Origin of the sequence: Marinobacter lutaoensis (genome assembly GCF_001981305.1) — a bacterium.
In the GTDB taxonomy this organism is placed as follows: domain Bacteria; phylum Pseudomonadota; class Gammaproteobacteria; order Pseudomonadales; family Oleiphilaceae; genus Marinobacter; species Marinobacter lutaoensis.
In genome coordinates, this window is sequence record NZ_MSCW01000004.1 from 14,603 (window position 1) to 34,491 (window position 19,889).

16 protein-coding genes and 1 riboswitch are annotated in these 19,889 nt (G+C 68.0%); of the genes, 8 read left to right on the forward strand and 8 right to left on the reverse strand.

Annotated elements, in window-relative coordinates:
* Positions 1-42 precede the first annotated feature (42 nt).
* Genes BTO32_RS04740 through BTO32_RS04760 form a run of 5 tightly spaced genes read left to right on the forward strand, consistent with a single transcriptional unit; the run spans position 43 to position 5,051 of the window.
* Positions 43-456: a GtrA family protein gene (locus BTO32_RS04740; RefSeq protein WP_076723314.1), complete on the forward strand. Its 414-nt coding sequence runs from the start codon at positions 43-45 to the stop codon at positions 454-456.
* The gene (locus BTO32_RS04745) at positions 428-1,435 is read left to right on the forward strand and encodes a glycosyltransferase family 2 protein (RefSeq protein ID WP_245820271.1); all 1,008 of its coding nucleotides are present in this window, start codon (positions 428-430) and stop codon (positions 1,433-1,435) included. Before BTO32_RS04740 ends, BTO32_RS04745 begins: the two co-directional genes overlap by 29 nt.
* Positions 1,419-2,993: an ArnT family glycosyltransferase gene (locus tag BTO32_RS04750; RefSeq protein WP_076723316.1), complete on the forward strand. Its 1,575-nt coding sequence runs from the start codon at positions 1,419-1,421 to the stop codon at positions 2,991-2,993. Before BTO32_RS04745 ends, BTO32_RS04750 begins: the two co-directional genes overlap by 17 nt.
* Entirely contained in the window at positions 2,974-3,663 is a 690-nt protein-coding gene (locus BTO32_RS04755; protein WP_076723317.1) for a response regulator, read from the forward strand. The genes BTO32_RS04750 and BTO32_RS04755 overlap by 20 nt, the downstream gene beginning before the upstream one ends.
* Positions 3,654-5,051 carry an ATP-binding protein gene (locus BTO32_RS04760; RefSeq protein WP_076723318.1) on the forward strand — a complete coding sequence of 466 codons (1,398 nt, stop codon included), beginning with the start codon at positions 3,654-3,656 and terminating at the stop codon, positions 5,049-5,051. The genes BTO32_RS04755 and BTO32_RS04760 overlap by 10 nt, the downstream gene beginning before the upstream one ends.
* Here BTO32_RS04760 and BTO32_RS04765 read toward each other — a convergent pair.
* Genes BTO32_RS04765 through BTO32_RS04780 form a run of 4 tightly spaced genes read right to left on the reverse strand, consistent with a single transcriptional unit; the run spans position 5,048 to position 9,522 of the window.
* Positions 5,048-5,812 carry an ABC transporter ATP-binding protein gene (locus BTO32_RS04765; protein WP_076723319.1) on the reverse strand — a complete coding sequence of 255 codons (765 nt, stop codon included), beginning with the start codon at positions 5,810-5,812 and terminating at the stop codon, positions 5,048-5,050. The two genes, BTO32_RS04760 and BTO32_RS04765, sit on opposite strands and share 4 nt — an antisense overlap.
* Position 5,813: 1 nt before the next feature.
* Positions 5,814-6,773, reverse strand: coding sequence for an iron chelate uptake ABC transporter family permease subunit (locus BTO32_RS04770; RefSeq protein ID WP_176281557.1), 960 nt, complete (start codon positions 6,771-6,773; stop codon positions 5,814-5,816).
* Position 6,774: 1 nt separating this feature from the next.
* Positions 6,775-7,662: a cobalamin-binding protein gene (locus BTO32_RS04775; RefSeq protein ID WP_076723321.1), complete on the reverse strand. Its 888-nt coding sequence runs from the start codon at positions 7,660-7,662 to the stop codon at positions 6,775-6,777.
* Positions 7,663-7,689: 27 nt separating this feature from the next.
* The gene (locus BTO32_RS04780) at positions 7,690-9,522 is read right to left on the reverse strand and encodes a TonB-dependent receptor domain-containing protein (protein WP_076723322.1); all 1,833 of its coding nucleotides are present in this window, start codon (positions 9,520-9,522) and stop codon (positions 7,690-7,692) included.
* Positions 9,523-9,663: 141 nt separating this feature from the next.
* A riboswitch (cobalamin riboswitch) is annotated at positions 9,664-9,886 on the reverse strand.
* Between the two features lie 130 nt (positions 9,887-10,016).
* Between BTO32_RS04780 and BTO32_RS04785 the strand changes: the two genes are divergently transcribed.
* From BTO32_RS04785 to BTO32_RS04795, 3 genes are read left to right on the forward strand one after another with little or no spacing between them, the layout of a single operon-like run.
* Entirely contained in the window at positions 10,017-11,894 is a 1,878-nt protein-coding gene (locus BTO32_RS04785) for a DUF294 nucleotidyltransferase-like domain-containing protein (protein WP_076723323.1), read from the forward strand.
* On the forward strand, positions 11,884-12,615 hold the full coding sequence (locus BTO32_RS04790; protein WP_076723324.1) for a 3'-5' exonuclease: 732 nt from the start codon (positions 11,884-11,886) through the stop codon (positions 12,613-12,615). The genes BTO32_RS04785 and BTO32_RS04790 overlap by 11 nt, the downstream gene beginning before the upstream one ends.
* A 59-nt stretch (positions 12,616-12,674) precedes the next feature.
* Entirely contained in the window at positions 12,675-13,256 is a 582-nt protein-coding gene (locus BTO32_RS04795) for a QsdR family transcriptional regulator (RefSeq protein ID WP_139339023.1), read from the forward strand.
* An 11-nt stretch (positions 13,257-13,267) separates the two neighbouring features.
* Here the strand turns inward: BTO32_RS04795 and BTO32_RS04800 are convergent, their stop codons facing one another.
* From BTO32_RS04800 to BTO32_RS04815, 4 genes are all read right to left on the reverse strand, one after another.
* Positions 13,268-14,683: an aldehyde dehydrogenase family protein gene (locus BTO32_RS04800; RefSeq protein WP_076723326.1), complete on the reverse strand. Its 1,416-nt coding sequence runs from the start codon at positions 14,681-14,683 to the stop codon at positions 13,268-13,270.
* Between the two features lie 28 nt (positions 14,684-14,711).
* Entirely contained in the window at positions 14,712-16,808 is a 2,097-nt protein-coding gene (locus BTO32_RS04805) for a 3-hydroxyacyl-CoA dehydrogenase NAD-binding domain-containing protein (protein WP_076723327.1), read from the reverse strand.
* Between the two features lie 113 nt (positions 16,809-16,921).
* On the reverse strand, positions 16,922-18,199 hold the full coding sequence (gabT, locus tag BTO32_RS04810; RefSeq protein WP_076723328.1) for a 4-aminobutyrate--2-oxoglutarate transaminase: 1,278 nt from the start codon (positions 18,197-18,199) through the stop codon (positions 16,922-16,924).
* Positions 18,200-18,311: 112 nt separating this feature from the next.
* Positions 18,312-19,793: an NAD-dependent succinate-semialdehyde dehydrogenase gene (locus BTO32_RS04815; RefSeq protein ID WP_084206784.1), complete on the reverse strand. Its 1,482-nt coding sequence runs from the start codon at positions 19,791-19,793 to the stop codon at positions 18,312-18,314.
* Between the last annotated feature and the right edge of the window lie 96 nt (positions 19,794-19,889).

Here is a 19,889-nt window from a genome sequence, read left to right on the forward strand (position 1 = left end):
TGGGTAGAGTGCCAGCCTGTCCCAATCGCCGGAGGGAAGCTCATGGTTCCGCAGACGCGCTTACACACCCGACACCGGTCACTGCCCAGGTTCCTCGTGATCGGGGGGCTGGCCACGCTGGCCCACTGGGGCGTGATGGCGCAGCTGCTGCACCTGGGGACCGGCCCCTACCTGGCCACCGGCTGGGGCGCCCTGACCGGCCTGGTGCTGAACTACCTCGGCCAGCACCGCTTGGCCTTCCGCTCCACGCTGCGCCACCGTGTCGCCCTGCCCCGGTACCTGGCCGCCGCCGGCACCGGCTGGCTGCTGAACCTGGGGGCTTTTGCCGCGGCGCTGGCGGTTCTGGATACCGTGGCACTGGCCCAGGTCCTGGCGACCGGAGGCGTGGCGCTGATCAACTACCTCATTGCCGATGGATTTGTCTTCCATGAACAGTCGAGCCAAGACCTACCCTGACCCGATGCTGAGCATCGTGATCCCGGTGCACAACGAGGCGGAGGTGATCCCGACGTTGCTGAACCGGCTGACCCAGGTGACCCGAACTCTGGACGGGCCGGTGGAGCTGCTGTTCGTCGACGACGGCAGCCGCGACAACTCCGTGGCCCTGCTGTTGCAGGCCCGCCGCCGGCACCCCGGCATCCGGGTGCTGCAGCTGTCGCGCAATTTCGGCAAGGAGGCGGCGGTGTCCGCCGGCCTTCAGCACGCCCGGGGCGAGGCGGTCATCCTCATGGACGCCGACCTGCAGGACCCCCCGGAACGGATTCCGGATATGCTGGCGGCCTGGCGCAAGGGGGCCGACGTGGTGTTGATGAAGCGCCGGACCCGGGCCGGCGAGAGCTGGCTCAAGCGCCTGACCGCACACCTGTTTTACCGTCTGATCAACCGGATCAGCGACGCGCCGATTCCGGTCGACACCGGCGATTTCCGGCTGATGAGCCGGCGCACGGTGGACGCTCTGAATCGCCTGCCCGAGCGCAACCGCTACCTCAAGGGCATGTTCGCCTGGGTCGGCATGCCCACGGTCACTCTGGAGTTCGACCGGGACCCGCGGCTGGCCGGTCGCACCAAGTGGAACTACCTCAAGCTCATGCACCTGGCGATGGAAGGGATCACGTCCTTCTCCACCCGGCCGCTGCGCCTGGCGCTGGTGCTGGGGCTACTGGCGGCGGGCACCGGCGGGCTGTTCGGGGTCTGGGAAGTGCTCAAGGCCCTGATCTTCGGCATCGACACCCCCGGCTACGCCTCGATGATCGCCATGATCACCTTCCTGTCGGGGGTCCAGCTGCTGTGCCTGGGCCTGCTCGGTGAATACGTCGGTCGGATCTACATGGAAACCAAGCAGCGTCCGGTGTTCATCGTCGCCGAAGACAGCGACGACAGCGCCCATCGACATCTGCCGCAACTGCGAGTCGCCGGCCATGACCCGGATCATTAATCCCCTGCTGGGCCTGCTGCTGGCCATCCTGTTGCTGCGCCTCGGGCTGGCGGCGGTGCTGCCGCTGGCCGACACCACCGAGCCCCGATACGCGGAAATCGCCCGGCTGATGGCCATCAGCGGCGACTGGATCACGCCCTGGTACGAACCCGGGGTGCCGTTCTGGGGCAAGCCACCGCTGTCGTTCTGGGCCCAGGCGCTGTCGTTCCGCTGGCTGGGCGTTTCCGAGCTGGCCGGCCGCCTGCCCTCCTGGCTCGCCACCCTGGCCATCGTCTACCTGGTCTACCGGACCCGGCGCGCCCTGCATCCGCGGCCGCACACGCCGCAGGCGCGCGACGCCGGGCTCTGGGCCGCCCTGATCTTCGCCACCACCACGCTCGGGTTCATGAGCGCCGGCACGGTGATGACCGACTCGTTCCTGGCGCTGGGCACTACCTTGGCACTGGCCAGCCTGGTGCTGCGGCTGCAGGGCGCCGCCCCGGTCTGGGGCGTGCTGTTCTTCCTGGGGCTGGCCATCGGGCTGCTGGCCAAGGGGCCCCTGACGCTGGTGCTGACCGGGCTGCCGATCGGCGTCTGGGTGCTGTCCACCGGCCAGTGGCGGCGCCTGTGGCAGTGTCTGCCCTGGCGTTCCGGCAGCCTGCTGACCCTGGCGCTGGTGCTGCCCTGGTACCTGCTGGCGGAGTGGAAGACCCCGGGCTTTCTGGACTACTTCATCGTCGGCGAGCATTTCAAGCGTTTCCTGGTCAGCAACTGGCAGGGGGACCGCTACGGCAACGCCCACGACTTCGCCCGGGGCACCATCTGGCTGTTCCTGCTGCTGGCCAGCCTGCCCTGGGGGCCGGTGGCCCTGGCCCGCTGGCGCCACCGTCCGGATCCGGACACCTGGCAGCCGGCGGCGGCCGGCATCGGTCGACTGGTCGTCGCCGCCGCCCTGACACCGGCACTGTTCTTCACCCTGGCCGGCAACATTCTCTGGACCTACGTTCTGCCGGGCCTGCCGTTCCTCGCGGTGCTGGCGACCCAGCGGCCACCGCGGCGCGCCCGGAGCCGGCAGGCCGCCCTGGCCGGAGTCCTGCTGATCCCGATGCTGGGCGTGGCGGCCGGCGGCTGGTTTGCTTGGCACCCGGACCGGCTGAAAACGGAAAAGGGGCTGATCCAGCGGCTCGAGCAACGGCCCGGCGCCGACCTGGCGCAGCTCACCTACATCAAGGCGGCCCCCTACTCCGCCCGTTTCTACAGCCGGGGCCAGGTCCGGACGATGGACCGGCAGACACTGACGCGGCGGCTGGATGCCGGTGACCTGACCGGCCTGAGCCTGGTGGCCGTCAGCAATCGCGACCACGCCCTGCTGGCGCGCTTGTCCGAGCTGACCCCGCCACTCGACCGGAACAGCCGCTACACTCTGTTCCGACTGCCACGGTCGAATGGCGACGCCACCCGGCCGGCCCGGGCCGGCCGGATGCACTACAATGCAAGCGAACCGCCCCTCGCGGCCGGAACGCCCCCGACCAGGACCGAACCGACGGACAGGCCATCCCATGCGAATACTGCTGGTTGAAGACGACCACCTGCTGGCCAACACCATGCTGGACATGCTCCGGGAGGAGCCCAACACCGTGGACTGGGTCGACGACGGCCGCCAGGCCCTGCACGCCCTGGCCGAGGAACACTTCGACTTGGCCATTCTGGATCTGACACTGCCCCGGGTCGACGGCCTGGACATCGTGCGCCAGGTGCGCCAGCAGGGCAACGACACCCCGATCATCATCCTGACCGCCCGGGCCGATCTGGAGGAGAAACTGCAGGGTCTGGACGCCGGGGCCGACGATTACCTCACCAAGCCCTTCGCGATGGCGGAACTCAAGGCCCGCATCCGGGCGGTGACCCGGCGGGGCCAAGGCGGCAGCCGGAGCGCTGAGCTGGCCGTCGGCCGGCTCACCCTGAACACCGACACCGGCCATCTGAGCATCGGCGGCGACACCCTGGCGCTGCCGCGCAGCGAGTTCCTGATCCTGCATTACCTGATGCGCCATCCGGATCAGGTTGCCACCCGACGGCGCCTGGAGGAGCAGCTGTACGGCTGGGATCAGGGGGCCGAGAGCAATGCCCTGGAGGTACACGTGCACCACCTGCGCCGGCGCATTGGCAAAGCCACCATCCGCACCGTGCGGGGGGTCGGTTACCTGCTGGACAGCCAGGCCGCCGCCGAGGCGCCGCCATGTCCCTGACCCGGACCCTCACCCTGCTGATCACCACCACGGTCCTGGTGATCGCGCTGATCGCCGCGCTCTGGAGCTACTCCCGAAGCAACCATCAGTTGGAGGAAGTGTTTGACGCGGAACTGGCGCAAAGCACCCGCATCGTCCAGGGTCTGATCCGTCACCTGGCCGGGAGGCAACCCCTGGAGCAGCTGTTCCATACCCTGGTCGAGATGCTGCAACTGCCAGAAAGTCCGGCCGTCGAGGGCGACGCCGACAGCGACGATGAAATCCTGCCCAACGGCGCCGGCCACAAGTACGAACGGAAGCTGGCCTTCGAGGTCTGGTCCGACCAACGCCAGCCTCTGCTGGACACCCTCAACGCCGACGATGCCGCCGGCCTGGAACCCGGCTTCGACTGGGCGGAGTCGGGCGGCTACCGCTGGCGGACCTTCACCCTGCGCGACCCGGTCACCGGCTTCTGGATCCGCGCCGCGCAACGGGAGGACGTGCGCCAGGAACTGAGCCAGGAGCTGGCCCTGGGCAATGTGTTGCCACTGCTGCTGGCGTTGCCGGTGCTGGTGGCGGCGGCGATTGCCGCCATCCAGTTCAGTTTCCGGCCCTTGCGACGGCTGGAGCGGCCGATCCGGAACATGGCGCCGGAGCGCATCCACCCCCTGGACGACCGCCAGGCGCCGCGGGAGGTGGTGGGTCTGGTGCAGGCGGTCAACGGCCTGCTCAAGCGCCTGGATCAGGCCCTGGAGCGGGAACGGCGGTTCTCCGCCGACGCCGCGCACGAGCTGAGAACGCCGCTCACCGCACTGCGGCTGAATCTGGAGAAACTGTCGGAACGCCACCCGGATGAGTTCGGCGGCCTGACCGCCTCGGTGGATCGCATGGTGCATCTGGTGGAACAGATGCTGCTGCTGAGCCGAGTCGACGCCGGCGTCGACTTCCGGACCGAGCGCCAGGACCTGGTGGAGCTGGTGGAACAGAGCATCGCCGACGTCACCCCCCTGGCCCTGAAAAAGCGGATTGAGCCCGAGCTGGACTCCGCCTGCGTGCTGGCGCTGGTGTCCTGCCATGGCGCCCTGATCAACACCCTGTTGCGGTCGCTGCTGGCCAACGCAATCCAGTACAGCCCCGCCGGCACCCGGGTAACCACCACCCTGAGGGAAGACGCCGGCGGCTATCTGGTGCGAATTTGCGACCAGGGGCCCGGCATTCCGCCCGAGGCCCGGGAACGGGCCCTCAGCCGCTTCACCCGCCTGGACCAACGTCAGGGCGAGGGTGCCGGCCTGGGGCTGGCGATCGCCCGCCGCATCGCCGAGCTGCACAAGGGCAGCCTGACCCTGGGTGACCGTGACGACGGCGGCCCCGGCCTGTGCGTGTCGGTCTGGCTGCCCGCCAGCGCCTAGCCGGGCACGAACACCGGATGGCCGTCCAGTTCGGTGGCCCTCAGCGACTGCCCGTACAGATTCTCCAGCGCCGCCGGCACCAGCATTTCCCGCACGGGTCCCCAGCACGCCTGACCATCTGGGAACAGCAGCAGCACCCGGTCGCACCAGCGCGCCGCCAGGTTCAGATCGTGCAGGCTCATGACCAGAGTGCGGCCCTCCCCGGCCAGCGCCCGTATCAGCTTCATCACCGCCACCTGATGATGCAGGTCCAGGTGATTGGTCGGTTCGTCCAGCAGCCAGACCCCCGGATCCTGGGTCAGCACCGTCGCCAACCGCACCCGCTGCCGCTCACCGCCGGACAGGGTGGTCACCAGGCGCTGTTCCAGATGGGCCATGTCGACCCGGTACAGAGCCTCCCGGGCCCGGGCTAGGTCGGCGGCGGACTCCATCTGCCAGGGCGCCAGCCAGGGATGGCGCCCGACCAGCGCAGTCTCCAGCACGGTGGCGGGGAAGCCGTCCTGGGGCTCCTGGAACACCAGGCCCAGGCGCCGGGCCAACTGCCGGCGACTCAGCTGCGGCAGCGGCGTCCCGCCGACGCGGACTTCGCCGCGCCGCGGCTCGCGCAGGCCGGCCAGGGTATGCAGCAGGCTGGTTTTGCCGACACCGTTAGGCCCCAGGATGCCCCAGACCTCGCCGGCCGCCGCCGACCACGACAGAGGCGCACCGTCGGTGCGGCCGGGGATGTCGACGATCAGCTCCCGAAGTTCCAGCATGGCCATGTCAGCGGTTCCGGTACAGCAGGTAGAGGAAGGTGGGCACGCCGATCATGGCGGTGACCACGCCCACCGGCAACTGCTCCGGCGCCACCACCCCCCGCGCCAGGGTATCGGCCAGCACCAGCAAGGTGCCGCCGGCCAGGGCGCAGGCCGGTAGGATCAGCCGCTGGTCGTTGCCGAGCAGCAGGCGCAGCAGGTGTGGGACCACCAGGCCGACAAAACCGACCGTGCCGGCGATGGTCACGGCGGTGGCAGTCATCAGGCTGGCGACCAGGTAGACCAGCCATTCCAGGGGCCGGACCGAAACCCCCAGCACGGCCGCCTGCAGGGGTCCCCGGGCAAGCACGTTGAGGGTCCGGCCGAGGGGCATCAGCAGCACACACACCCCAACCAGCAGTGCCAGCGCCGGCCCCGGCGACGCCGACTGGGACAGATCACCCATCAGCCAGTAGAGCATGCCCGGCAACTGCCGGGCCGGTGCCACCGCCAGCACCAGGGTGATCAACGCGCCCCAGCCGGAGGCCATCACCACCCCGGTCAACAGCAGCCGGGCCGGGGTCCAGCTACCGCTGCCATGGGCCAGCCCGAACACCAGCAGGGTCGACAGCAGGGCGCCGGCGAAGGCGGAGCCGGACACCAGCCAACCGGCCAGTCCGGACAGCATCGCCAGCAGCGCCGCGAAGGCCGCGCCTCCGGACAGGCCCAGCACGTAGGGATCGGCCAGGGGATTGCGCAGCAGCACCTGCATCAAGGCCCCCGCCACCGCCAGCAGGCCGCCGGTGGCAAAGGCCCCGAGCGTCCTCGGCAGTCGCAGTTCCAGCACCAGGGTGCGCTGCAGTTCGCTGCCACCGCCGGAGAGCACCGCCAGCACCTGTTCCAAGGACAGGTCGGCGCTGCCGGTGGCCACCGAGACCAGCACCGCCGCCAGTGCCGCCAGCAGCAGCAACGACAGCGGCCGGAGCAGATCAGAGGCGGCCACGGGCCTGCTCCAGACGCTGGCACAGTTCATGACTGCCCGCCGCCACCCGCAGGGTCGGCCGCTGCAGCAGCGACGGAGTCATCAGGAACAGGTTGTCCCGGGCCACCGCGGTCAGCTCCGGGAAGCGGCGCCAGCGCGCCAGCCAGCCGCCGTCGCCCCGACCGGCGGTGACGATCGCTTCCGGGTCTGCCGCCAGCACCGACTCCACCGTGACCCGGGGTACCAGCCGGGGCGAGTCGGCAAACACGTTGCGCCCTCCGCACAGGGCGATGGCCTTGCTGATCAGCTCGTCGCCGTTGACGGTCATCAGCGGCTGGTCCCAGACCTGGTAAAACACCCGCACCGGCCGGGCCTCACGGTAGCGGACCCGCAACTCGTCGATGGCGGCGCGGAACGCCGCCGCGCGCCGGGCCGCCAGGGCGTCATGTCCGGTCAGGTGCCCCAGCGCCTCCACCGCCCCGGCAATGTCGTCGAAGTCCCGGGGCGCCAGCCAGAACACCGGCACGCCGAGAGCCGCGAGGCGGTCCAGCTGGGTGCGGGCGTTGCCGTCGGTCCAGGCCACCACCAGCTCCGGTGCCAGGGCGACGATGGCCTCGAGGTCCAGCCGCTGACTGTCCCCCACCTGGGGCAGGCGGGCGGCCTCCGGCGGGTAGTCGCTCCAAGCGCTGACCGCCACCACCGCGTCGCCGGCTCCGGCGGAAAACAGCAACTCGGTGGCGCCCGGGGACAATGACACGACGCGCCCGGCCGGCGCCTCCAGACACAGCCGCTGCGCCAGGGCGTCGACCGCGCACCGGGGCGTCGCGGCCTGGCAAGCCAGGGACAGCAGCGCCAACAGGGCCAGTCCGGTGATGCGCGCCAACGCCGTGCTCATGAGGGTGTCGAGTCTCCCGGGGTGAGGTTACGGATGAAAATCATAGCGCGCCGACAGGAACACGATCCGGCCCGCGCTGATGTAGTCGGTCCCCGGCGCGTACCGGGCGGTGGCGTATTCCTTGTCCGCCACGTTGTCCACCGAGAGGGCGGCCCGCAGTCCCGGCATCAGCTCCCTGGATACCCGCAGGTCCCAGACGCCGAAGCCGGCAATACGCTCGCGTTTCGTGGTGAACGTGCTGCTGTCGTACACGTCATCGTCCCGATGGCTTTCGGCACGGAAGGTGGCCCCGAAGTTCCAGCGGGCCACCGTCTTGTCGAGATCGACCCGGACGGTGTTTTCCGCCCGCCGGACCAGCGGCTCGCCGGTCTGACGGTCCTCATAGTCGCCCACGGTCGCGGCGGCCTGCACGCGCCAGCCGGCCTGCTCCCAGCCACCGGTCAGCTCGATGCCCCGAAGCCGGGCCTCCGGCACGCTGCTGGCGGCGTTCTGTTTCGGCAAGGACAGGTCGTCCACATCCGAATGGAATACCGCGATGTCCCAGAAGGCGTGGGCATACCGTCCTTCCATTCCCAGTTCATAACTGACCGCTTCTTCCGGTTCAAGGTCCGGATTGCCAAATCCCGGATAGTACAGGTCATTGAAGGACGGCGCCTTGAACGAGGTTGCGGCACTGGCCCGCAGGCGGTGATGGCGGTCCAGCCGGTAGCCCACGGCGGAACCCCAGGTGGTCTGGTCGCCATAGGCTTCGTTGTCGTCGTTGCGCAGGCTGAGGTTGACATCGGTGCGACCGAAATTGAGCAGGGCCTGACCGAAGAAGGCGTGGTTGGAGCGGCTGGACTCGTCGTACGTCGTGGAGCCGTCCACCTGATCCACCTGGGACTCCGCGCCGATGACAAACTCATGAACCCCCAGCGTCACCCAGTTTTCGAGCCGGGAGGTACGGGTGACCGTGTCAATTTCATAGGGGCCGCCCCAGGTGCCGAAGGTTTCACCATCGATTTCATCCCTTGCGTCGGAAAACTGAAGGACGGTCCTCCAGGCCTCGGTCACCGGCACCTCCACCTGGACCCCGGCGGTCTGGAACAGAAAATCATCCTCCCCGCCTTCATACTCGACGTTGCCTTCCGCCGACAAAAACGTGAATCCGGCTTTGACGCCGTTGCCAAAGGTGTGGCTGGCACTGGCAACACCCGAGGTGTTCCGGTATCCCTTGTCGTCGCCGCCTTCGATGACCGGCGCGCCATCGGTACGGTAACGATTCACGCCCAGGGCGGCCCGGGTCCCGTTCTCGTTGACCGACGCGCCGGCGCCGTATTGCCGGGCATCGAAATTGCCACCGCCCACTTCCAGCCACGCGGAATGGCCAGGCTCCGAAGGCAGGGTAAAGGCCTGCACCACCCCGCCCACGGCATCCGCGCCGTACAGACTGCTGCGGCTGCCGCGGACAATTTCAACCCGTCGGATCAGCTGCGGAGGCAGATAGTTCCAGGCCGGCGAGCCGGTGGTGGCGGAGCGGATCCGGATTCCGTCCACCAACAGCGCCGAGGCATCGGAGGCGTGACCGCGCATGAAGACGCTGGTCTGCTTGCCGAACGAGCCGCTCTCGGTCAGAGACACCCCCGGCTGGGCGGCCATGACCTCGGAAAAGTTCACAGGCTGCTGGCGACGCAGGTCTTCCTCATCGACAACGGTCACGGAGGACAGCGTCTCACCCACGGTTGCCGGACCGAGCGTCGCGGTCACCACAATCGGATCCAGCCTGTCGGCATCTTCGTTTTCGGACTGGGCCGCCACGGCAAGGGGCAGGGCCGCCAGGGAAAGGCCGGCAAGGGTTGCCGGAATGGAACGTCTGGACATGTCTGTATTACTCCGCAGATCGCGCGCACCCGCACGGGAATCAGGCTTCGGTTGACCGGTTGCGGAGACATCCTCTGGGGCAGGAGGCAGACCGGCCGAGACGGGGGCCGGAATGTCGCCCACCCACGCTGCCCTCCGCAACTCCGGGTGTCCTTCCAGGCCGGTCTCCGGGCTTGCAGGTGGAAGCGCGCTTCCCGGGCAATCACCTTCCCATGCCAAGGGGCACAGTGGCGCGTTTGATTGCCGTTAACCTGCTTACCGTTGCGGGGGCAGCATCGGACTTGCTCTGGCCAGGGCCAGGCGCACCGATTTCCCGTTTCATCCGTCGCGCTTTGCGACGGACACCTGGAAAGGTGCCGCAAGGCTAGCAACAGCCGGCTCCGGGGTCAATCGGCGGAGCCGGGCTCCGGCGTGGCCAGCGCCGCCGCCTGTTGCTATAGTCCTTGATTAACTTACAGTTTTGCTTTCACACTCAAGCCAGGTCAGGGACGCGCATGCAGGCGGAACTCATCGATATCCGGAATCACATGGCCCAGTACCCGCCCTTCGACGAGATGCCGGAGGCACTGCTGGAGCAGGTGGTGCAGAGCATCGAGGTGCAGTATTTCCGGGCCGGAAGCGCCATTCTCGACTTCGGCCAGGACAGCCGCTGGCTCTATTACATCCGCAGCGGCGCGGTGGAGGTCTTCCGCCGCTCCGGCGAGTTGTACAACCGTCTCGGCGAGGGCGAGATCTTCGGCCAGATCGGCCTGCTGATGAACAAGCGGGTCCGGTTCCCGGCCCGGGCGCTGGAGGACACCCTGGTGTACCGGATTCCCGACGCCACCTTCCAGTACCTGTTCGAGCATGACGAGAATTTCGCCGACTTTGTCGAGATCGAGGACCGCAGCCGGTTGCGCTCGGCGCTGTCACGCCGGGAGAAGGCCAATGACCTGATGACGGCGCGGGTAACCCGCCTGATCGCCCGGCCAACGGTCTGGGCGCCCTGGACCGTGCGCCTGCAGGAAGCCGCCCGGATCATGACCGAACAGGGGGTCTCGGCGCTGCTGCTGATGGACGAAAGCACGATCCCGCCCCGGCTCAAGGGCATCGTCACCGACCGCGACCTGCGCACCCGGGCGGTCACCGAGGCGCTGCCCTCGGAAACCCCGATCAGCGACATCATGACCTCCGACCTGATCACCATCCGCTCCAGCGCCTACATCTTCGAGGCGATGCTGACCATGCTGCACAACAACGTCCATCACCTGCCGGTGATGGACGGCGACGAGGTGCGCGGCGTCATCGCCCTCTCGGACATCGTCAAGTACGAGAGCCAGAGCAGCCTGTACCTGGTCAGCAACATCCACCGCCAGAAGGACCTCAAGGGGCTGAAGCGGATCAGCCAGGAGGTTCCGGACACCTTCGTGCGCATGGTCAACGAGGACGCCAACTCCCACATGATCGGCAGCGCCATGGCGGGCATCGGCCGCAGCTTCACCCAGCGCCTGCTGGAGCTGGGCGAGGAAATGCTGGGCCCGCCGCCGGTGCCCTACTGTTTCATGGCCCTGGGCTCCATGGCCCGGGACGAGCAGCTGGTGGTTACCGACCAGGACAACGCCATGATCCTGGACGACCGTTTCGTGGCCGAGCAGCACGACGCGTATTTCCTGGCCCTGGCCCGGTTCGTCAGCGATGGCCTGGCCGAGTGTGGCTACACCTACTGCACCGGCGACATCATGGCCACCAACCCGAAATGGCGGCAGCCGCTGCGGGTCTGGCAGCAGTACTTCACCGACTGGATCGAGCACCCCAAGGCCGAGGCGCTGCTCAACAGCAACATCTTCTTCGATCTGGACGGCATCCATGGCCAGACCGAGTTTGCCGAAACCCTGAAAACCCTGATCGCGGAGAAGGCCAGCCACAGCCAGCGGTTCCTCACCCTGCTGGCGCGCAACGCCCTGAACCGAACCCCACCGCTGGGTTTTTTCCGGACCTTCGTGCTGGAGGAGGACGGCCAGCACCGCAAGACCTTCAACCTCAAGCGTCGCGGCACCGCGCCCCTGTCCGACTTGATCCGGGTGCATGCACTGGCCTGCGGTTCCCGGGCCCAGAACTCGTTCGAGCGGCTGCGCGATATCGGCAAGACCAAACTGCTGCTGGAGGACGACCTGGGGAACCTGAGGGACGCCCTGGAGTTCATTTCCATCGTCCGCATCCGGCACCAGGCCCTGGCCATCGAGGCCGGACGCAAGCCGGACAACAACGTGCAGCCGGAAGACCTGTCGCCGTTCGAGCGCAGCCACCTGAAGGACGCCTTCCAGGTGGTCAGCAACGCTCAGAAATTCCTGCGTTTCCGCTACAACGCCCAGGTCGGCCGCAATGCGCAGTAAGACCTCCATCGGCAAGGCCAGGCACCAGAACACCGACTGGCCGGCCCAGTACCGTGCCCTGGCCGCCCACACCCGGTCGCCCCAGCTCCGGGCCTTCTACCAGGCCGGCTGCGTGGCGCCGGACACAGCCATGGCGGAGGTGCCACTGGTGGCGCTGGATTTCGAGACCACCGGCCTGGACCCGAACCGGCATTCCATCGTCAGTATCGGCGTGGTGCCCTTCACCCTCCAGGGCATCCCGCTGGCACAGGCCTGGCATCAGCTGGTGCGGCCCCTGTTGCCGTTGAGCCGGGACTCGGTGGCGGTGCACGGCATCACCCACTCCGACCTGGATCAGGCGCCGGACCTGGCGGAGGTGCTGGATACCCTGTTCGGCTACCTGAACGGCCGCATTCCGGTGGTGCATTACCGGGCCATCGAGCGCCCATTCCTCAATGTCGCGTTGCAGTGGCGACTGGGCGAGGGCATCCGCTTTCCGGTACTCGACACCATGGCCATCGAGGCCCATCTGCATCCGAACCGGCACCCCAGCCGCTGGCAGAGGCTGCTGGGCAGGCAACCGGTCTCCATCCGCCTGGCGGACAGCCGGGGCCGTTACGGCCTGCCCCACTACCCGTCCCACAACGCCCTGACCGACGCCCTCGCCACCGCAGAGTTGCTGCAGGCGCAGATCCAGCATCATTTTCGCCCGGACACCCCGATCCGGGACCTGTGGCTGTAACGGGAGCGGGGGCGGGGGTTTTTGGTTAGACTAGGCGCCAAACGTGCAGTGAGGTTTCCGTGACAGGCAGGACAACAACGAAAGCGACGCCGGCCGATGCCTTCAGACGGGCCCGGCGGATGTGGCTCAAGGGCGAACGCATCCACCTCGCCTCCCTGGCGGACGAGCTCGCCATCGGGCGCGCCACCCTGTTTCGCTGGGTCGGCAACAAGGACCTGCTGATCGGCGAGATTCTCTGGTCCCTGTACGATCCCCTGCGCCAGGACGCCCTGGCGCGGACCCCGGGCGAAGGCGTCGATTACGTGGTGGCGGTGTACCGTTACATCAACTCCACCATCCTGCACTTCGAGCCGCTGCGGCGCTTCATCCACCAGGACCCGGAATACGCCCTCAAGATCCTGACCTCGTCCCAGTCCCTGCTGCACCGGCGCACGGTGGCCGCCAATACCGAGCTGCTGCGGTCACAGGTGGCGCGGGGTACGCTGGACCCGCCCATGAACCTGGACAGCCTGTCTTACTTCATGGTGCGCCTGGCCGAATCTTGCCTGTACAGCGACATCATCGGCGGTCGGGAACCCCGTGACGAGGAACTGGAGGACGCCTGCACCGCCGTGCGCATCCTGCTGGGCGGGCAGGCCTGACCGGGCCCGGCTCAGAGCTGGAGCGAACGCACTTCCAGGAACTCTTCCAGCCCCCACCGACCGAACTCCCGACCCAGGCCGGAATGGCCGAAACCACCGAACGGCGCCCGGGGGTTGAAGGCCCCGCCATTGACCGTCACCTGACCGCTGCGCAGACGGCCCGCCACCTGGCGAGCCCGCTCCGGATCGGCGGACCACACGGCGCCGGACAGGCCATAACGGGTGCCGTTGGCGATACCGATCGCCTCGGCCTCGTCCCGGTAGGGGATGACACACAGCACCGGCCCGAAGATTTCCTCCTGAGCGATACGGCTGTCCGGGCGCACATGGCCGAACACCGTCGCCTTGACGAAGTAGCCCCGCGCACAGCCTTCCGGCGCGTCCGGCCCGCCCGTCACCAGCGTGGCGCCTTCGGTCAGCCCCAGCCGGATGTAGTCCAGCACCCGCCGGTGCTGCTGCGCGGACGCCAGCGGCCCCAGGCGCGTGGCCTCATCCAGGGGATTGCCCGGGGTCATCCGCGCCACCGCCGCCGCAGCCAGCTCGCAGGCCTCGTCATGGCGGTCGGCGGGCACCAGCAGCCGGGTCAGGGCGGTGCAGGTCTGACCGGAGTTGAGCAGACAACTGTTGACGGTGCCCTTGACCGCCGCCGCCAGATCCGCATCCGGCAGCACCAGCGAAGCGGACTTGCCCCCCAGCTCCAGGGCCAGGCGCTTGCAATCGTCGGCGGCGGCGTGGGCGACACGCCGGCCGGTGTCGGTGGAGCCGGTGAAGGACAGCATGCGCACGTCCGGGTGGTGAATCAGGGCTTCGCCGGCGGTGGCGCCGGGGCCACAGACGAGGTTGAAGACCCCGGGCGGCAGCCCGGTACTGTCCAGGATTTCCGCCAGGATGTAGGCACTCTGGGGCGCCACTTCCGAGGGCTTGAGCACCACCGTACACCCCGCTGCCAGAGCCGGCACCACTTTCAGGACCGCCTGATGCAGCGGGTAATTCCAGGGTGTGATGCAGCCCACCACGCCCACCGGCAGGTACTGCACCTCGGAGTTGCCGACGGTCTCCCGGAACGGGAAGCTGGGCAGCAGGTCCAGATACGTCCGGGTCACGGTGGCCGGCAGTCCGGCCTGGATGGCGGTGGCCAGCCGGATCGGCATGCCCACTTCGCGACACACCGTCTGCGCGATCTCCCCGGCCCGGGCCAGGAGGCCCGAGTGCAGCTGCTCCAGTACCGCCAGACGGCGCGCCACCGGGCTTTGCGACCAGTCGTCAAAGGCGGCATGGGCCGCCGCCACCGCCTGGTCCATTTCAGCAGCCCCGGCCGCCGGCACCCGGGCGATCACCTCGCCGGTGGCGGCCTCGTGGACGTCGATCATGTCGCCGTCCCAGGCCACCCAGCGACCGTTGATGTAATTCCTGTTCAGCGTGTTCATGACACCTCCCGCGGCGCGTCGGAGCCTCTCATGTCAGATCGCCGAAACACCGGCCCTCGCGGACCAGGCGTTCCAGCAGCGGTGCCGGGCGCCACGACTCGCCACCCAGCCGCTCATGGTACCCACGGACGGCGGCCAGGATGGTGTCCAGGCCCACCTGGTCGGCCCAAAACAGAGGGCCGCCCCGGTAGGCCGGGAAGCCGTAGCCGTGGATCCAGATGACATCGATGTCCAGGGGGCGGTCGGCGATGCCTTCCTCCAGAATCCGGGCCGCCTCGTTGATCATCACGTACAGGCAGCGCTCAAGGATTTCCTGGTCGTCGATGGTACGGGTAGCGATCCCCTGCGCGCGCCGGAAGTCCTCGATCAGGGTCGCTACGTCCGGGTCCGGAAGCGGTGTCCGGCTGCCGTCCTCGTAGCGGTACACGCCGGCCTGGGTCTTCTGCCCGAGCCGGCCCCGTGCCACCAGCGTATCCATCCAGCTGTCGGGCACCACGACACCGGCCTTGCGCCGTTCTTCCCGGATGCGGTACCCCACATCGAGGCCCGCCAGATCGGCCATGGCGAACGGCCCCATCGGGAAGCCGAGATCGGTCAGCACCCGATCCACCTGCTGGGGGCTGGCCCCCTCGTTGACCAGCGCCAGCGCTTCGGCACCACGGACATGCAGCATCCGGTTGCCCACGAAGCCATAGCCGTTGCCCACCATCACGCCGACTTTGCCGATCCGGCGCGCCACCGCCATCACCGTGGCCTTGACCTCGTCCGAAGTCCGGCGGCCACGCACATTTTCCAGCAATTTCATGACGTTGGCGGGGCTGAAGAAGTGCATGCCCACCACGTCCTCCGGGCGGCGGGTGGCCGAGGCGATGGCGTCGATGTCCAGAGTGGAGGTGTTGGAGGCGAGGATGGCGCCGGGCTTGCAGACCGCATCCAGACGGGCAAAGATCGCCTGCTTGACGGCCAGATCCTCGAACACCGCCTCGATCACCAGGTCCACGTCCCGAAGGTCGTCGTAGTCGAGGCTGGGCTGGATCCGTGCCATGCGCTCCTCAATCTGGGCCGGGCTCAGTTTGCCCTTGCGGGCGGAATGCTCATAGTTGCGGCGAATCACCGCCAGCCCCCGGTCAAGCGCATCCTGACTGGCGTCCAGCAGAACCACCGGCATCCCGGCGTTGGCGAAATTCATGGCGATGCCACCGCCCATGGTACCGGCACCGACGACACCGACACGGCGAACCTCGCGAACCGGGGTCTCCTTGGCCAGGCCCTTCACCTTGGCAACCTGGCGCTCGGCGAAGAAGGCATGCACCAGGCCCGCGCGCTGGGGCGAGGCCATGCAGTCCAGGAACAGGGCCCGCTCCCGTTTCATGCCCTCGTCAAATGGCAGCGTGAACGCCGCTTCCACCGCGTCCACGCACTTGAACGGCGAGAACAGCCCCCGGGCCCGGATCTTCAAAGCATCCCGGAACTGTTGGAACACCTCGCTGCCCCGGTCCGCCTCCAGTTTGTCGGTGAGATCGCGGACACGGCGCACCGGGCGCCCCTCCGCCAGCACCCGTCGGGCGAAGGCCAGCCCCACCTGGCGGATATCGCCATCGGGCTCAACCGCGTCAACGATGCCCAGCGCCAGCGCTTCCTCGGCGCCGATGGGATCGCCCCGGGTGATCATCTCCAGCGCCTTGGCGGCGCCCGTCAGACGCGGCAGCCGCTGGGTGCCACCGGCGCCCGGCAGCAGGCCCAGTTTCACCTCCGGCAGGCCGACCCGGGCCGACGCCACGGCCACCCGGTAGTGACAGCCGAGCGCGGTCTCCAGGCCGCCCCCCAGGGCGGTGCCGTGAATCGCCGCCACCACCGGCTTGGTGCTGTTCTCGAACCGATGGATCACCTCCGGCAGGGTCGGCTCCAGCATCGGTTTGCCAAACTCCCGGATATCCGCCCCGGCCATGAAGGTGCGGCCCTCGCAGACCAGCAGCAGGACCCCGGCACCGGCATCCGCCAGCCCCTGCTCCAGGGCCGCCACCAGCCCGCTCCGGACGCCGTGGCCCAGGGCATTGACCGGCGGATAGTTCACGCAAATCACACCCACGCGGTCTTCACGGGTGTAGGTCACGACCTCGGACATACGCTTACCTCGCCACTTATATGGAATGTTGTTTTAACTAGCGAAACATAGGCGCGATTTAATACCAGTTTTTCACGGGATTCAACTTCCGGGGGTGACCGGCCCCGCCGGTATCAGCCGTGCTCGGCCAGCAGCTCCGCGAATATCGCCATGCCTTCGTCAACGACCTCCAGGGGGGCCGTCAGCGCCGGCAAAAAGCGGATTACGTTGCTCCGAATACCGCAGGTCAGCAGAATCAGGCCACGCCCGACCGCCTCCGCCGCCAGCGTTTTCGGCAGCTCGGTGTTGGGTCGGCTGGCCTGGCCGTCGTGAACGAACTCCACCGCCACCATGGCCCCCAGCTGGCGGACATCACCGATGATTTCCGGATGGCGGGCCTGCAGCTCGCGCAGCCTGCCACCGATCCGTTCGCCAACGGCCAGGGCACGCTGGCACAGCCGTTCCTCTTCGATGACCGCCAACACCGCCAGGCCCGCGGCACAGGCAATGGGCGAACCGCCGTAGGTGCCCCCCAGTCCCCCCGGGTTCGCCGCGTCCATGATCTCCGCCTTGCCAACCACCGCCGACAGCGGGAAGCCGCCCGCGATGCCCTTGGCCATGGTCATGATATCGGCCTCGATCCCCGCGTACTCGAGGGCGAACATCTTGCCGGTGCGGGCAAACCCGGTCTGGATTTCATCACAGATCAACAGGATGCCATGTTCATCACAGAGCGCCCGCAGCCGTTGCAGAAACTCGACGGGGGCCCGGTAGAAGCCACCCTCGCCCTGGACCGGCTCAATGACCACCGCCGCCACCTGATCCGGCTCGATGTCGGTCTTGAAGCGCATCCGCAGGGCCTCGAACACCTGGTCGTCGGACACGCCGTGATAGGCATTGGGGTACGGCAGACGATAGAGGTCGCCGGGGAAGGGCCCAAAACCCGCCTTGTAGGGCGCCACCTTGCCGGTCAGCCCCAGAGTCAGGTTGGTGCGGCCATGGAAGCCGCCGTCAAACGCGACGATGGCCCTGCGGCCGGTATGGGCCCGGGCGATCTTGACCGCGTTCTCCACCGCCTCCGCGCCGGTGCTGGCGAACATGGCCTTTTTCGCACTCGGACCAGGGGCGATCCGCACCAGCCGTTCCGCCAGTTCCACGGCAACGGCGTAGGGGGTGACGGTCAGGCAGCTGTGGGTGACCTTGTCCAGCTGGTTCCGGACCGCGGCGATCACCTTGGGGTGGCAGTGGCCGGTATTGACCACGGCGATACCGGCGCCGAAGTCGATGTAGCGCTTACCCTCGACATCCCACAGTTCCGCGTTGCGCGCCCGGTCCACGTAGATCGGGGCCAGGTTTCCCATTCCCCGGGCGATCACGGCTTCCTTGCGCTGTTGCAAGTGTTCGTTGGTCATGAATGAAACTCCATGGTTACGGCGGTTCAGAAACGGCCAACCGCCCGTCAGATGACTCGGCGCCCGGGTCAGCCGGGCCCCGGATGAATGTGTCCGGAAACACCCGGGCGCGTTACAACCCGCCCAGGCACAGGTACTTGAGTTCGGTGAACTCTTCCAGGCCGTACTTGGACCCCTCCCGACCGAGGCCCGACTCCTTGACGCCGCCGAACGGCGCCACTTCATTGGAGATCGCCCCCTCGTTGATCCCGACCATGCCGTATTCGAGGCCCTCGGCCACCCGCCAGATCCGCCCGACATCCCGGCTGTAGAAATAGGCCGCCAGGCCGAACGGGGTATCGTTGGCAATGGCCAGGGCCTCGGCCTCATCCCTGAAGGCAAGCACCGGCACCACGGGGCCGAAAATTTCCTCCCGGCACACCGACATGCCGGCGTCGACACCGGTCAGCACCGTCGGTGCGTAGAAGCCCGGCCCCGCCGGGTGGCGCTGCCCGCCCGCCAGCACCTGGGCTCCCGCCGAGCGGGCCTCGTTGACCAGGCGCTCGACCTTGGCCACGGCACTCTCATTGATCAGCGGCCCCAGGGTCACGCCGGTCTCGAGGCCATTCCCGACCTCAAGCTGGCTGACGGCGTGCGCCAGCCGGTCGAGGAAGGCGTCGTAGACGCGCTCCTGCACCAGAATTCGGTTGGCGCACACACAGGTCTGGCCGGCATTGCGAAACTTGGACCGCATCAGGCCCTGGACCGCGGCGTCGAGATCGGCATCGTCGAACACGATAAACGGGGCATTGCCCCCCAGTTCGAGGCCGAGCTTTTTCACGGTATCCGCGCACTGGCGCATCAGGGTCTTCCCCACCGGGGTCGAGCCGGTGAACGTCAGTTTTCGCACCCGAGGATCCGCGCACAGGGCTTGGCCAATCTCCGCCGCCCGCGTGCTGAGCACCAGTTGCAGGGCCTCGTCCGGAACCCCCGCCCGGTAGGCCAGGTTGACCAGCGCGATCGCCGACAGGGGGGTCAACTCCGACGGTTTGAGCACCACCGTGCAACCGGCGGCCAGCGCGGGCGCGACTTTCCGGGTGATCATCGCATTGGGGAAGTTCCACGGCGTGATCGCCGCCACGACACCGACCCCCTGGCGCAGCACGACCAGACGCTGGTTCGCCTGGTGGGCGGGGATGACATCGCCGTACAGCCGTTTCGCTTCCTCGGCAAACCACTCGACAAAGGAGGCACCGTAGAGCACTTCCCCCCGGGCCTCGGCCAGGGGTTTTCCCTGCTCCAGGGTCATCAGGGTGGCCAGGTCATCGGCATGTTCGACAATCAGGTCGAACCAACGCCGCAACACCGAGGCCCGGGCCTTGGCCGACAGCCGCTGCCAGGCTGGCAGCGCGCGACTGGCACGGGCAATGGCCGTTTCGGCGTCACCGGCACTGGCGTCGGCCAAGACCGCCAGGGTCTCGCCGGTGGCGGGGTTGGTGACCGCGAAGGTGCGGCTCCGGGCATGGCCGTCGCCGGGGCATTCTCCGGCCCGGTACCAGGGCGCCAGCAGGTGACTGAAATCGGATATAGGGGAACGGTTATTGCTTGCAAACATCGGTCTGATCACTCCGTGGAAGGGGCCGGCCTGTTCGCCCTAAGTAGGGGTGGCCTGCGCGTGCGGATCATCTTAGAGTGGGACCAAAAGTTTTAT

Excerpts from the sequence above, each read along its gene's own strand:
- BTO32_RS04780 (WP_076723322.1), bottom strand. The coding sequence starts at position 9,522 with ATGTCCAGACGTTCCATTCCGGCAACCCTTGCCGGCCTTTCCCTGGCG.
- BTO32_RS04775 (WP_076723321.1), bottom strand. The coding sequence starts at position 7,662 with ATGAGCACGGCGTTGGCGCGCATCACCGGACTGGCCCTGTTGGCGCTG.
- BTO32_RS04745 (WP_245820271.1), top strand. The coding sequence starts at position 428 with ATGAACAGTCGAGCCAAGACCTACCCTGACCCGATGCTGAGCATCGTG.
- BTO32_RS04750 (WP_076723316.1), top strand. The coding sequence starts at position 1,419 with ATGACCCGGATCATTAATCCCCTGCTGGGCCTGCTGCTGGCCATCCTG.
- gabT (WP_076723328.1), bottom strand. The coding sequence starts at position 18,199 with ATGACCAACGAACACTTGCAACAGCGCAAGGAAGCCGTGATCGCCCGG.
- BTO32_RS04785 (WP_076723323.1), top strand. The coding sequence starts at position 10,017 with ATGCAGGCGGAACTCATCGATATCCGGAATCACATGGCCCAGTACCCG.
- BTO32_RS04815 (WP_084206784.1), bottom strand. The coding sequence starts at position 19,793 with ATGTTTGCAAGCAATAACCGTTCCCCTATATCCGATTTCAGTCACCTG.
- BTO32_RS04760 (WP_076723318.1), top strand. The coding sequence starts at position 3,654 with ATGTCCCTGACCCGGACCCTCACCCTGCTGATCACCACCACGGTCCTG.
- BTO32_RS04755 (WP_076723317.1), top strand. The coding sequence starts at position 2,974 with ATGCGAATACTGCTGGTTGAAGACGACCACCTGCTGGCCAACACCATG.
- BTO32_RS04790 (WP_076723324.1), top strand. The coding sequence starts at position 11,884 with ATGCGCAGTAAGACCTCCATCGGCAAGGCCAGGCACCAGAACACCGAC.
- BTO32_RS04805 (WP_076723327.1), bottom strand. The coding sequence starts at position 16,808 with ATGTCCGAGGTCGTGACCTACACCCGTGAAGACCGCGTGGGTGTGATT.
- BTO32_RS04800 (WP_076723326.1), bottom strand. The coding sequence starts at position 14,683 with ATGAACACGCTGAACAGGAATTACATCAACGGTCGCTGGGTGGCCTGG.
- BTO32_RS04740 (WP_076723314.1), top strand. The coding sequence starts at position 43 with ATGGTTCCGCAGACGCGCTTACACACCCGACACCGGTCACTGCCCAGG.
- BTO32_RS04765 (WP_076723319.1), bottom strand. The coding sequence starts at position 5,812 with ATGGCCATGCTGGAACTTCGGGAGCTGATCGTCGACATCCCCGGCCGC.